Origin of the sequence: Sphingobacterium sp. UBA7253, from assembly GCF_002472745.1 — a bacterium.
Classification (GTDB): Bacteria; Bacteroidota; Bacteroidia; order Sphingobacteriales; family Sphingobacteriaceae; genus Sphingobacterium; species Sphingobacterium siyangense.
Genome location: NZ_DKSP01000201.1, coordinates 48,924 through 62,886, shown reverse-complemented (window position 1 = coordinate 62,886; position 13,963 = coordinate 48,924). Strand labels below are relative to the sequence as shown.

Genomic DNA, 13,963 nt, shown 5'->3' with positions numbered 1-13,963 from the left:
AGAAATATCTATAGTTTCCGTGGCCTAGCTCAAATTATGCCCAAATATACAGGCTATGTTGCTGTCGCATTTTTTGCTTCCTTGGGTTTACCAGGCTTTTCAGCTTTTATTGGAGAGGCCTTTGTCATTATCGGTTCGTTCAATGCCGAGAGTGTTGGCACAGGACTGCCCCGTTGGATGGCTATAGCAGGTTCTATAGGTATACTATTAAGTGCCGCCTACCTACTCTGGACCTTGCAACGCATGTTTTTTGGACAAATACGTTTAAAAGGCGGCGAATCTTGGAGCAATGCGCTAACAGATGTGAATTTACGCGAACAGATCATCTTATTTCCTACCCTAGCGCTCGCCTTATTACTTGGAATTATGCCGGCTTTAGTATTTAACAACCTAAACGCTAGTGTTCTGAATCTCGTGAGTTTTATCCAACAATTTATCTAATCTGGCATGCTCACATTCAGTCCATATATCAGTTCTTTCATCGATCAGATTATCGTCAGTATCCCATATTTTAAACCCGAACTGATACTGATCATCACTTTTATTGGAACCATTCTAGCTAGTCTTTTTGCTGACAAACACTGGAAGAATACTTCTTTTGTCATTACTATCATCGGACTATTGTTCAGTGGCTGTTACCTTTTGGGCCAGGGACTCAGTAAGGTAGAGATGGCTGGCTTTTTTGATATGATCCAGGTTGACGCTTTCGCTACTTCGGCACGACTGATTATCCTGTTATCAACAATCCTTATTTGCATATTCATTCAACAACGCCATCAAGCGCATGGCCGCCACTTAGGAGACCTTTACGCTGTTTTACTGACGGCGACATTGGGTCTGAATCTATTGACCATGTCGAGCAATTGGCTGATGATATTTATTGCTGTCGAAACGGTTTCGATTAGCTCCTATATCATGGTGGGTTATTTCTCAACCACTAAAATCCAATCGGAGGCTGCTTTAAAATATGTACTCTTTGGATCGATCTGTGCGGCAGTGATGCTTTACGGTTTGTCTTTACTATACGGTTTCACGGGAAACTTGAATTTTGATGCTCCAAGTCATATTGCTGGATTAATGGAAGCCCCTCATATCATGATCAGCATTGCTTTATTATTTTTGTTGACGGGTATTGGTTTTAAGCTGAGCTTTTTCCCCTTTCACGTCTGGAGCCCGGATGTTTATCAAGGTGCACCTACAGTGATTACAACCTATCTCGCTACAGTACCCAAAATTGCTGTTGTTGTGCTATTATCCAAGATACTTTCAGCCTGGCTTAACGTGTCCTTTTATTTTAGTGATTTCTTGACTTATGTGATTATTGCGATCGCCGTAGCAACGATGTTGATCGGTAACTTAGCCGCTTTACGTCAACAGGACGCCAAAAGGATGATGGCCTATTCTTCTATTGGACATACCGGCATACTCCTTATGGCTGTATTGGTTTATCAGAATAATGAATCCAACGTGCTGTTATTTTATCTTTCCATATATGCTTTGATGAATATTGCGGTATTCATCTTTATTGATGCTCTGGAAGCTAGTTTAGGAAATACTTCAATTGAATCGTATCGCGGCTTAGGAAAGCAGTCCCCACTGCTGTTCACCTCGTTTTCAATTGTTTTAATCGCTTTGGTGGGGCTACCCCCTACTGCAGGTTTTGTTGGAAAACTTTTGGTCTTTTCCAAAGTGTTCGAACAATACCAAAACTTCCAATCCTTCGGTTTATTGGTATTGCTTATTGTCGGTGCGTTGACATCAGTTATCTCCCTATTTTATTATTTTAAAATACCGCTGAATGCGTTTTTAAGGGATAATACGGGATCTACAGCAGTTAAATTCAATATAATACTCCTATGTATTGGAATCCTATGTACCGTAGCCGTGTTGATCTTAGGTATCTTTCCTGATTTATTGCTTTCGACATTCTAGAAAACAGAGAAACTCCTTGCATGTTAAATAAATTTATCGTCCTGTTCAACCACGCAATGTCTCGGTTGAATAGTAAGAATAACTCCATAATATATTTTATATTTCCTCAATAAAAGTATTATCTATGGTTGAGGAGAGACCGATAAATTGTTTTTTATGTAAAGCGCAATTAAATTGCATATAAAAAGCAATTTATCTAAGTTTGTACCATGATTAGTGCAATAGCAAATCCAATTTTTCAGCGTGCTATCCAGGATTACCACGTATACGACCAGATTGATCATCCAATCCAAAATCCGTATGACAAACAGTCCTTGGAACATCTCCTCTATTTAAAATGCTGGATCGACACGGTGCAATGGCATATGGAAGATGTTGTACGTAATCCAGCTATTGACCCTAAAGAAGGCTTATATTGGAAAAGACGTATTGATGAATCAAATCAATATCGTACCGATACCGTAGAGTATATTGATAGTTATTTTCTACAAAAATTTCAAGATATACAGGCGAGTCCTACAGCAACAATCAATACTGAAAGTCCGGCATGGGCTATTGATAGGCTTTCCATTCTGGCGTTAAAAATCTACCACATGGAGCAGGAAACATTGCGCACAGATGCTTCCGAAGCACATATCATCTCCTGCCAAGAAAAACTGAACGTTTTATTGGAACAAAGGAAAGATTTGTCCCAAAGTATTGATGAATTGATGACCGCAATCGCATCTGGCGACAAATACATGAAGGTTTATAAACAGATGAAAATGTATAACGACCCTTCATTGAACCCTGTCCTATATTCTTCAGGAAAATAAAACATGTCCTTACCGCAACGGATCATAGTAACCCGATTTTCAGCTATGGGCGATGTTGCCATGGTTGCCTCAGTGTTGAAAGAATTCTGCATTCAGTACCCTGATGTAGAAATTATTATGGTCAGCAGGCAATTCTTTGCCCCATTTTTTGATGGAATAAAAAACATACGGTTTCACGCCATTGAGCCCAAAACAATTCATAAAGGTTTATTTGGTTTGGTCAGGCTAAAGAAAGAGCTAGCACAGTACGGCGCAGATGCTATTGCCGACTTACATTTCAATTTGCGTTCGCGTATAGTTGATCTATTATTTTCCTTATCGGGCGTAAAAGTAAAGCAGCTTGACAAAGGGCGGGAAGAAAAAAAAGCTTTAAGCCGAGAAAACAACAAAATTAAGGTTCCTTTAAAGCTAACGGTGGAGCGCTATGCAGATGTCTTTCGTGCATTAGGGTTCAAATTTGAGCTCAGCAAAAAATTGGTTTCTAATTTGCAAGATGTCCCCAAAGCTGCATTTAGTATGTTTGCAAATTTCGACCGGAAGAAAATTGGCATTTCTCCATTTGCGCAACATCGTTATAAGATTTTTCCTCAAACCAAGATGGAAAACGTGATAGACGATCTCACGCATAATGGCTATGACGTTTTGTTATTTGGCGGTGGTGAACAAGAATTCCAAGTTGCCCAAAACTGGACAGAGCGATTTCCGAACACCTATAATACGATAGGCAAGTTTTCGCTGCGGGAGGAGCTGGATTTGATTTCGAACCTAGATCTCATGATCAGTATGGACTCTTCCGGACTTCATATGGCATCGTTAATGGGCGTAAGGTGTCTTTCTTTGTGGGGAGCAACGCATCCTTATGCTGGATTCACAGGTTATGGGCAGCAGCAAACAGACTGCATCCAAGTTGAGCACCCCAATAGACCAAGTTCAGTGTATGGCAACAAGCCCTGTGATTGTGATGGGATAGAAGCAATTGATTTAATTACACCGGAAATGGTGATTGAAAAAATAAGAGCAATAGGATGAAGATAGGGTTAATAACCATTCGATACGGATTGGATATCACCGGTGGAGCCGAATTCCATTGTAGAATGCTAGCTGAACGATTATCAGCAAAACATGACGTGACTGTATTAACCACCAATATCAAGTTTTTAAATAAACCAGAGGAAGATTTCACTCCGGGCCTAGAAATTATACGGGGAATATCTGTGAGGAGATTTGTGACCGATAAAAATTCATCTTCCGAAAAGAAAAGTAAAATCGCCCGGAAAATACGCCGATTGATCTATCGCTGGGGATTAGCAAAGCCTGTTTTTACCTTATTCCCTATTTGGAAATTCAAAGTTGATGACGAATCAAAATATTTAAAAGGACATCCATTTTATTCGTCTTCATTACTCAACTATATTAGGGAATTTCAACACGATTTCGACAAATTCATTTTCTTTACTTACGAAAACCCACTAACCATATTGGGATCACTTCTTGTACCACAGAAGTCTATTCTGATACCCACTGCACATATGGAGAGTATGTTATTTAGAAGCATCAACACACTTTTATTTTCAAAAGTTAATCATATTGCCTTTAACACGGAAAGTGAAAAAGAAATGTGTTTAGAAATTTTCAGAAATTCGCTTGCAAAAAATACAATTGTTGGCATAGGAGTCAATCAAATAGATGATTTACCGGCAGCAACAACGATCAGTGCCAAATATCAGATCAAATCACCATACTTACTTTATTGTGGCCGCATTACGCCAGTCAAAATCAACAATTTTATGGCCTATTTTCTGAAATTAAAATCAGAAAAACAGATCGACTTGCAACTTGTACTTACAGGAGAAAATACCATGAATGTTGAGCAAGATCCCGATATCATCTATACTGGTTTTGTAAGCGAGGAAGAAAAAAAAGCGCTAATGCAACAAAGCTTTGCCATTATTAATCCCTCACTCGCCGAAAGCTTATCACTATTGACATTAGAAGCGCTCCACTTGGGTAAACCGGTCATTGGTAACAAAAAGTGTGATGTTATGGTCGAGCATGAACGCAAAAGTGGAGCTGTTTTCTGTTATGATTCCTTCAACTCCTTAAGTTCAATTATTACATATTTGCAAGATCCAAATACAGATAAGAACATCATTGAGGCAAAAGCGAAAGAATATGTTTCTAAATATTATAATTGGGATTTGGTATTAAGTAAATTTGAAAACATTTTTAAAGAAAACTAAAACCAAGTCAGGCATGATAACAATTGGATTCGATGCTAAACGATATTTTCTCAATCGGACAGGCTTAGGTAATTATAGTAGAGATCTCATCCGTATTCTGGAGCAATACTATCCTGAGCATACTTATTTGAAATATACGCCAAGATTGGGTAATAATGATCTTTCGAAGAAGGCACTTATTGAAGAAAAAATTCGTCTACCCAAAACTACATTTAACCGTGCTTTTCCCGCACTTTGGCGAAGCTTCGGAATAGCATCTGACCTACTTAACGATGGCGTAGAACTCTTTCATGGCCTTACAGGAGAAATACCAAGGGGTTTAAAAGCCCGTGGAATTAAATCCGTTGTCACGATACATGATTTAATCTTCTTACGCTATCCCGAACTCTATAAACCAATAGATCGTTGGATATACAACAAGAAATTTCAATTAGCTGTTAATCACGCTGATAAAATTATTGCAATTAGTGAACAGACTAAATCGGATATCATCGATTATTACGCAATTCCCGAACATAAGATTGAGGTCATTTATCAGGGTTGTCATCCGGCTTTCAAGGTCCCAAAAAGCGCCGAAGAGCAGGAAAAATTAAGGTTAAAATATAATTTACCCAAAGACTTCCTATTAAATGTGGGTTCAATTGAAAAACGAAAAAATGTTTTACAAATTGTAAAGGCTATTCAGGATATCGATATCCCATTATTAATAATTGGTAAGAAAACCCCCTATCTTGAGGAAATTAACAAATATATCGTAGCCAATAAATTGGAGAGCAAAGTCATTATAAAACAGGGTTTCACTATTGAAGAACTATCGACCATTTATTCGATGGCATCAATTTTTATATACCCCTCTATCTTTGAAGGCTTTGGTATTCCTATCATTGAAGCCTTATATGCTGGCACCCCTGTCATTACAACCAATTCGGGTGTATTTCCGGAAGCTGGTGGACCATCGTCTTGTTATATCGATCCTTCAAATGTCGACGAAATAAATCTAGCGATCAAAGGTATTCTCGGCGATTCCCAAACCGGCGCCAGCATGATTGCGCAGGGACGTCTCTATGCTCAAAAATTTAATGATGAAAAAATTGCATCAGAACTATTAAACTGTTATAAGTCCTTATTGTAATTTAGGCTGAATAGTATGCGTAAAGTATTTATCTAAGACTTTTAATGCGATTAAATCCTCTATTTTTTTATTTTTAAACTGCGCAATATATTCATGCGCATTTTTTACAATCACCTTAGCCGCATTATCATCTGCCATAAAATAGCGTAATTTTTCTTCCAAATCAGAATAATCATCTTTAATACAAATAAAATGAAAATCTGGAATTAGGCGTCCCTCCATAAACCAAGTCTCATATTTAGGCATAGGCATCACCGCAATAGAATTAGAGGACATAATCCACTTCAAGTTTGTCGCAACATCATTTCCCTCAAGCGCCAAAATAAATTTATATTCAAGGTGCTCTGCGATGGATAAATAATCCTTATCGGAAGATCTATTTGCCTTTTTGATATTACACAATGGATGATCATGATACAATTGGTAGAATCTATTACGATGAACCTGTCCAAAACCACTCCTTCCGACCAACATATCTATTTTTTTATCAAAAGACACATCGTCATGAAGAAAATTAAAATGTCTTGCCTTATCCAAATTTAAGACTACTGCATTGCTGTTATTGCCATGAATAGGTCGGCTCTTTAGTAAAGTCGGATGTAAGGGAACATGAATGATATCACCGGGCAAAATACTGAATCGCAATTGGGGGTTAAAAAAACGTAAATACTCCTTACTGTCGAAATAATAAACGCGTATGCGTTCTGGCACTCGATATTTCCCTATTTCAATTGCGTCCTGATCTAACGGCTCAAGCCTTTCCAACTTATTGTAATAATTTACCCTATCATCAATATATGTAGCATTTTTGCGATAATATGCGCTATTTAAATGCTTTTTCAGTTGGGCTTGCGAAAGGCTTCCAGGAACTAGCTCTCTAAGAATTGCTTTAATATAATAGTAAATCTTATTATTCTTATTTCGCAAAAAGATTCTTTTGAAATTCATCGATGTGCAATGCTTTTCCTCAAAAATAAGTAAAAATAACTCTCCCTTAAAATAAACAAACCTAAAAGTCCTTATCAGGCTTTACAACAGGAATACGCAGTTGCAGTTTCTTCCAATGGTTAGACTTGTCTTTATAAATCATAAGTTTGCCTAATTTATACTTAAATTTCAGTAATCCCTTATAATCATCTTCAATGCAGCGATACGCCACACTCGGATTTTCTTTCAGAACCTCATTAATCGCTAATGTATAAACTGTTGGTCCTGTCATCGCATGCACATCGTGTGGAAATCGATTCTGTTCAATATTATCCACAATCAGTTCCATCGTTCTTTTTAAAAAAGGATGTCCCTTATCAAAGATCAGTGCCCATTGTGCATATAGGCTCCTATTATTCTCATGCGTTATTACCGCAACGTCATCCTTATTTAGATATTTATCGATAGAAACTAACAAATCACTATCTAAATCTATATAAATGCCTCCATATATATACAAAACAGCATAGCGAAAGAAATCTGCTTTAGCGGCCCCTATCTGAAGACGATGATAGGCTTTATTAATACGCTCATCAAAATGTTCAGCAAAGAAGTCACTCACCCTTTGATCATCATAGAACTCATACGAATAATCCTTGTTCTTTTTCAAAAACGAGCGAATATAGAGTTTCGTAAGCCAAGGAATCTTATTATCCTTAAATGTTTGAAATATATTTTTTGGAATTCCCATGATAATTAATAACTATAGGAAACTAGAAAGTCCGTCAGCACAGGATTTCAGCTTTTCTAATTTTGTCTTTTCTAATAAATGATCGTTTTGTGGAAGTGCTTTTCTAGACTCCTCTTTATGATATAAGTGATACCCAATTGCAGCAAACTTAAGTAGTTGCCCTTTGAGTCCATAGTTGAATAAACGTTCCACAAATTCACTGTCTTCCCGGCCCCAGCCTTCAAAAAGATTATTAAAACCATTCACTGCATGAACATCGCGCATATAGAAAGACATATTACAAGAGCGTACTTTGCTTCTGTTATTTGCTAGGTTTTTCGCAGTCCATCGTGCCAAAAGAAGATTACGAAAACTACTTATTCTCTTTTCAAACCGACCAGATTCGAATCCAGCCTGAAACATATTCGGATACTTCAGTTGATTCGACTCGGCTAACAATTTAGATGTTAATGCTTGATTCAGTAAAACCCTTCCACCTTGGATAAAATATCCGACTTTGGCGAGTTTTAGATGGTCTTCAATAAAATTTGGTGCCATAAGAATGTCACCGTCAACGAGTATAACATAGGGTGATTTCACTTGGGCTAGCGCTTGATTTCGAATACGTGCAACCCGAAAGCCACAATCCTCCTGCCATACATGGCAGATTGGAATTTCAGAAACCTCCTCATAACGATGGACCAGCTGTCTTGTTCTATCATCAGAGCCGTCATCTGCAACAATAATTTGACTCGGCAAAACTGTTTGATTTAATGTAGACAATAGTACCAATTCCAATGCATCGGGCCTATTATACGTTGTAATAATTATCGAAGTTTCCAAAAAATAGCTATAAAACCGTAAGTGCTAATCAGATGATTTCAGGTATTTATCAATACCGTTATCACAATAGGTCAAATTTAGCTTTTTTGTTTTTGCAAACAAACAATTGTTGTTACCTAAATTCTCTTTTGCATTTATCGCATGCCAGATGTGAAACACAATGCCGCCGAATTTTAAGAAGCGTTTTTTGATATTGATATTTAAGAGTCTAGCGACAAATTCTTTATCTTCCGGTCCCCAGCCTTTAAAGTCTTCATTGTAGCCATTCACACGAATGGCATCTTCTTTCCAATACGCCATATTGGCCCCATGAATCTCCCAACGTTCGTTGCCCTTATTTTTATAATTAAATTCAAAATATTTCCATAACAACTGAAAACGAAAAGCACTGAATAGGTTCGAGACCCCCTTATCAAATCTATTCACCTTTGTATCAAGCTTAGTCAATTTTTTCTCGGAAAATTCCTGATCAAGATAAATACGGCTGGCACGTACTACAGATCCTTTTTTCGCAAATTTCCGATGATCCCGGATAAAATAGGGGTGCAAAATTAAATCACCATCAATTTGAACAATATAGTCGGATGAGGCTTTAGCAATAGCTTTATTTCTGATTTTCGCCAACTGGAAACCCTCGTCTTCATGCCATACATGAATAAAAGGAATATTAAACTTACTTTTATATTCTGCTACAACTCGCTCTGTCTCCTTTCCTGATCCGTCATCAGCGATAAGTATTTCATCAGGAAGAACCTTCTGAAGCAATACACTTTCCAAGCATAATGCCAACGCCTCCGGCCAGTTATAAGTAGATATTATTAGAGAGATTTTCATTTATTCATCTATTGTTAAAAACAGCGTCCAAGACCTCATACTCTTTCTTTACGGTATGATTACTTCGCATATATTCAATGGCCTGATTCGATTTTCTTTTATGAAATTCAGCCCCCTGGAGCAATTCAATTATATGAGAGGCAAAAGCCTGTTCATCTAGAGATACAAGACATCCATTATCTGATTTATTAAACAATCCATCGACACCACGCTGATTGGTTACAACCGGAATGCCAAAAGATAATGCTTCCAAAACCTTTATTTTGATTCCTGTCCCTGAAAGCATTGGACAGATAGCAACTTTAGCCTGCTCATAATATTCTGCAAGATCATCCACCAGTCCATGTTTTATAACATTTTTCACTGCTGGAATATGTGCACAAATCTTGCCAATCACATGCAGTTCAACATTCGTAAGTAGTGGAAATACTTTTTCTAAAAACCACTTTATGCTTGACACATTGTGCGGATTGTCACTCGCTACATAAATTAAGTCAATCTTCTTTTCGCGTTCTTGAACAACAGGCGATGGCATTGAAACCGGAATTAATCGTACAAATTTATCTGCAAACTGTTCAAAAATATATTTTTCCTCAATTGAAAATGTCCATATCTCGTTAAAAGAAGTCATCATAGACAACTCCGCTCCGAACATTTTACCCAATTGACGCATTGAAAAGCTTTCCTTTTCCTTTGTCTTATTTTGCAGCGTAAGAAAATCATGCGAATCTAAAATTGTATAAGGTCCTATCAAATTCTTTACCAAAATACCAAATTCAACATAGCTAATAATAACATAATCATACTTATGATCGCTTAAAACCTTTTCAAATCTTCTTTGAAATGATGGCGAAACACGATCAACCAAATTTGAGTGGAATATATTTTTTATCTCTTTTTGTAATTTATCACGAAAGAAATAACTAATTCTATTCTTTTTTGAAGATTTAAAGGGTAAAATAATCAGGTTAATATTTGGAAATTCTGATTGAAAAATAGATTCATCACCTGCCCCCCAATTGATTGACGACACAAAATCAATCTCAAAATTTGCACTTATCGTATTAAAATAAGTTAACAACTGCTTACACCTAGTCAAATTGCCTGCCTTCGAACTGTTAGGATTTTCAGGCATAAAATATAATATTCTCTTTTTCTTTATTGTTTGCATTTATTCTTACATTGAAAAGGTAAAAAGCTGTACTTGCTTTTATAATAAATAATACGAATTATTCTCGGAAAATGCCACATTCTCCTTGAACTTTTCTTTTGCAGGAGTATTAAGACCTTTATAAATCATTCATGATGAAATTTATCCATAAGATAATAGAGGTCTTCAAGTCCAACTATATCTCGCCTTCGTCCCGAAAACTCTTTGTGACGGTCTCCACTAAATTTAACCATCCTTTAGCCATATGCTCAAAACTGTACTCCTTCATTGCCAAATTGCTTTGAACTCCAAGTCTCGAACGTAGAGAAGGGTCCATGATCAATTGTTCGAGATGCAGGGCCATCTCCCGGTCGTCCAATGCTAAAAAACCATTCTGATTGTGTTTGATCAATTCATTTACGCCTGAACAAGTGGAAAAGCCAATACTTGGCAGACCTATTGACATAGCTTCTGCTAAGGCTAATCCAAACCCTTCATATTTACTGGGAAAAATAAAAATATCAGCATCTCGCATCTTTAACAGAGGATCCTCCGTGAATCCACAAAGAAAAACTCGTTCAGACAATCCAAGATCACGAATTTGTGTATTCAACCGATCAAAGTCTGGACCTATCCCCCAAAACTCCAAATCCCAATTGGGATATTTGTTTGCCAGGTTAGCAAAAATTGCAATAGCAATATGCTGCTGCTTACACTCGGTATCCAAACGCCCAACGTGAATAATCTTATATCTTTCCTTGATACCGTCATGTATAACTAAATCGCCAGGATCTACTTGCTGGATTGGATTGGCAATAACGGAGCACTGTCCGGAAAAATTTGACGGCAAAAAATCCCGATAGCTCTCAAATAAGATCTGAACACCATTCAGTTGAGCGAAACTAGCCGTTAACAAATCAACCATAAATGCATCTCTTCCCCCTAAAATATTGGTATAGTCGTAATCAGGTCTTCCATTGACAGAGTCTATAATGGGGATTGACAGTGTATTTCCATAAGTGATCTCAAGGAGTGAGCCAATGGACATTGTAATAATCAAATCGGGCTTTAGCCTGTCAATATAATCCTTCCATAAAATCGCCCGCTTTCGCAAATTAAACTGATATAATTTATCAGCTCCCCCCATGCGTTTCTTTAATTTGCGGTTATACCACTTGCTGTATTTTTTACGAGCCTTGTATTTCAACCATAAAAGTGGGTTCGGCCCCTTATAATTATAAATAGGAATCTCGAGCTTCTGTTCCAAACTCGAGTCAAAGATATTCGTCACCTTCACCGACTTATGCAGCGGAAAAACTGCTGAGCCTTTTATATTTTCATTGGTTGCAATCTCAACTTCATACCCATTTGTACTTAGTATATTCGCTAGCGTAGAACATATCTTTTCCGTTCCACCTATTCCATTTAGAAAATACAAATGTTGTATTAGTAAAATCTTCATACGTCGAGATACTTATGTCTGATCCTTTGACGGACTTTTCTTCTTAAGCCAGCAATTGGAATAAACCTAACCCAGAATAAACTTTGCTTGAGCTTTTGAGACCTCCTTTTGCAATAAGCCGCATAAAATTGGTCAAAATCCCTATGATCTCGAGCCTCTACAAAATAGCTAAAAGGCACCGTTAATACTTCTTTATCTTCTTTGGTAAGATGTGGGCTTACATATTCTTGCATAAAAATTTGCAATAACTTAAACAGCTCTTCCTTCTCAAGATCACTGAATGCCATTTTTAAATAACGAAACTCAAAAGGTTCATGTTCGATAAATAGCGCTAATTTTAATGCTTTTGAAGCAAAGAAATTATGTTCCTTATAAAACTCATTCAATAGCTCTAACCACATTGGAATCTGTTTTAATAAGCGACCAGTCTGTCTATTAATTTGCGTATGATTTTGGTTCTCGTGCTGTCTATAAAAATATACCGCGCCAGGATTAAACCCGATCTTATCGGTTACCAAAAAAAGACGATGTGAAAACAAGCCATCCTCGCAGGGTTGAATTCCTTCAGGAAAACGAATATCGGGATAAGTGTCCAATAAGGTCCTTTTGATCAGCAACCCGCATGTCGGTACAGCAGTCAAACGTGGGGCCCGCGAACAATAAGGTTCGCCCAAAATCACCAAATCAAAATTTTGCTGTTTAGCAATCGCTAAAGAAACTGACAAAAATGCGGAATCAATCGTATCATCAGAATCTAGAAAATAGACATACTCTCCTCGCGCACGATTCAAACCATTGTTTCTCGCAACGGAAACACCCGCATTGTCCTGATCAAAAAAGTAAATTCTCGGATCTAAGGATGCATATTTTTGGCATATTGCAGCAGAAGAATCCAGACTACCATCATTAACGAGAAGAATTTCGAAATCTTGTAATTCCTGATCAAGCACACTTTGGATTGTCTCGTCTAAATATTTTTCGACATTGTATACCGGTATAACTACCGAAACAGCAATGGGACAAGGACGATCCATACAACCATTTTTTTCCATCATTAGTATTTAATATACAAAAATAGTAACAGAAATGATATATTAAATGCTGAAATCATTTTAATGATTTCTCGATCTTGTCTTTGTTTAATGTAAATTCCCGATATCTGAACTCACCAGATTTATTACCGATCATTGCTCCCATCTTAATTAAAGACTCGTTGCTGCCCATTGGAAAAATTGAACTTCTATAAGCATTATTTTTCAACAGAGGCTTCGGTAATACTTTGAAATTTAACCCATCTTTAGAATACCCAATGTACAACAGCTCCGCAGTATATCGTTTTACATCTCCTACTGCAATGCAAAGGAAATAATAACCATCGGCAAATGTTGCCTGAATATGCCATGGTGAATTTACCCGTCCCTCCTTTAACCAAGGCCTATTTAAAAAATTTATGATTTTGCTTTCCTTAAATCCTGTAAAATTAATACCATCGGTAGATGTTCTACGAACAACATAAGAAGGATCTTTACCTTTAAAATTTTTCGAATTAAAATTCAGTTCAATTTCATAACTCAAAAACTCACTTCCGTCATGAATGAAAGAGGGAGATAATAGATGATCATCTTTGGGAGTAAACGGAGGATTACTGGTAAAGGCGACATTCAAATTCGACCACTTTATACCATCTGTGGACGTTTGTTGAACAATAGTGCGATGTGCATTTTGTTTCAATCGATCAAAATTGGTATTACTTAACACACATTTGCCCTTCAAAGCCTGAGCAGTGATAAAACTCCCCCTATAGTAAAGATAAAACTGATTATTTAAGTATATCCAATCGACATCTGACCAAAATCCTTGAATCGGATCAACCTTGTTTTCACCGAAACTTTCTGTGG

At 37.1% G+C, this 13,963-nt stretch carries 12 protein-coding genes and 2 pseudogenes; 6 read left to right on the top strand and 8 right to left on the bottom strand.

The features are described from left to right. The 6 genes and pseudogenes from B2X72_RS20330 to B2X72_RS20305 form a co-directional block, all read left to right on the top strand. Positions 1-441, top strand: a pseudogene (locus B2X72_RS20330) (NADH-quinone oxidoreductase subunit M); the annotation flags it as partial. A gap of 6 nt (positions 442-447) precedes the next feature. Beyond that, entirely contained in the window at positions 448-1,932 is a 1,485-nt protein-coding gene (locus tag B2X72_RS20325; RefSeq protein ID WP_286851270.1) for an NADH-quinone oxidoreductase subunit N, read from the top strand. 209 nt (positions 1,933-2,141) lie between these two features. Beyond that, positions 2,142-2,747: a DUF4254 domain-containing protein gene (locus tag B2X72_RS20320; protein WP_286851268.1), complete on the top strand. Its 606-nt coding sequence runs from the start codon at positions 2,142-2,144 to the stop codon at positions 2,745-2,747. A gap of 3 nt (positions 2,748-2,750) precedes the next feature. Then, on the top strand, positions 2,751-3,776 hold the full coding sequence (locus B2X72_RS20315) for a glycosyltransferase family 9 protein (RefSeq protein WP_286851266.1): 1,026 nt from the start codon (positions 2,751-2,753) through the stop codon (positions 3,774-3,776). Beyond that, positions 3,773-4,987, top strand: coding sequence for a glycosyltransferase family 4 protein (locus B2X72_RS20310; protein WP_286851264.1), 1,215 nt, complete (start codon positions 3,773-3,775; stop codon positions 4,985-4,987). Before B2X72_RS20315 ends, B2X72_RS20310 begins: the two co-directional genes overlap by 4 nt. Positions 4,988-5,000: 13 nt before the next feature. Next, a complete protein-coding gene (locus B2X72_RS20305; RefSeq protein ID WP_286851262.1) occupies positions 5,001-6,119 on the top strand; it encodes a glycosyltransferase family 4 protein in 1,119 nt (372 codons plus the stop codon). On the opposite strand, the gene B2X72_RS20300 is transcribed toward B2X72_RS20305, so the two are convergent. From B2X72_RS20300 to B2X72_RS20265, 8 genes and pseudogenes are all read right to left on the bottom strand, one after another. Continuing rightward, positions 6,111-7,067 carry a glycosyl transferase family 90 gene (locus B2X72_RS20300; protein ID WP_286709664.1) on the bottom strand — a complete coding sequence of 319 codons (957 nt, stop codon included), beginning with the start codon at positions 7,065-7,067 and terminating at the stop codon, positions 6,111-6,113. The genes B2X72_RS20305 and B2X72_RS20300 overlap by 9 nt on opposite strands. A 61-nt stretch (positions 7,068-7,128) precedes the next feature. Next, positions 7,129-7,797: a glycosyltransferase family 32 protein gene (locus B2X72_RS20295; RefSeq protein ID WP_286709663.1), complete on the bottom strand. Its 669-nt coding sequence runs from the start codon at positions 7,795-7,797 to the stop codon at positions 7,129-7,131. Positions 7,798-7,809: 12 nt separating this feature from the next. Then, on the bottom strand, positions 7,810-8,619 hold the full coding sequence (locus tag B2X72_RS20290; RefSeq protein WP_286851260.1) for a glycosyltransferase family 2 protein: 810 nt from the start codon (positions 8,617-8,619) through the stop codon (positions 7,810-7,812). 24 nt (positions 8,620-8,643) lie between these two features. Further along, on the bottom strand, positions 8,644-9,453 hold the full coding sequence (locus B2X72_RS20285) for a glycosyltransferase family 2 protein (protein WP_286709661.1): 810 nt from the start codon (positions 9,451-9,453) through the stop codon (positions 8,644-8,646). A gap of 4 nt (positions 9,454-9,457) precedes the next feature. After that, positions 9,458-10,624, bottom strand: coding sequence for a glycosyltransferase (locus tag B2X72_RS20280; protein ID WP_286709660.1), 1,167 nt, complete (start codon positions 10,622-10,624; stop codon positions 9,458-9,460). 175 nt (positions 10,625-10,799) lie between these two features. Next, a complete protein-coding gene (locus B2X72_RS20275; RefSeq protein WP_286709659.1) occupies positions 10,800-12,065 on the bottom strand; it encodes a glycosyltransferase in 1,266 nt (421 codons plus the stop codon). Next, entirely contained in the window at positions 12,062-13,120 is a 1,059-nt protein-coding gene (locus B2X72_RS20270; protein ID WP_286851259.1) for a glycosyltransferase family 2 protein, read from the bottom strand. The genes B2X72_RS20275 and B2X72_RS20270 overlap by 4 nt, the downstream gene beginning before the upstream one ends. A 52-nt stretch (positions 13,121-13,172) precedes the next feature. Beyond that, positions 13,173-13,963: pseudogene (locus B2X72_RS20265) on the bottom strand (hypothetical protein); the annotation flags it as partial.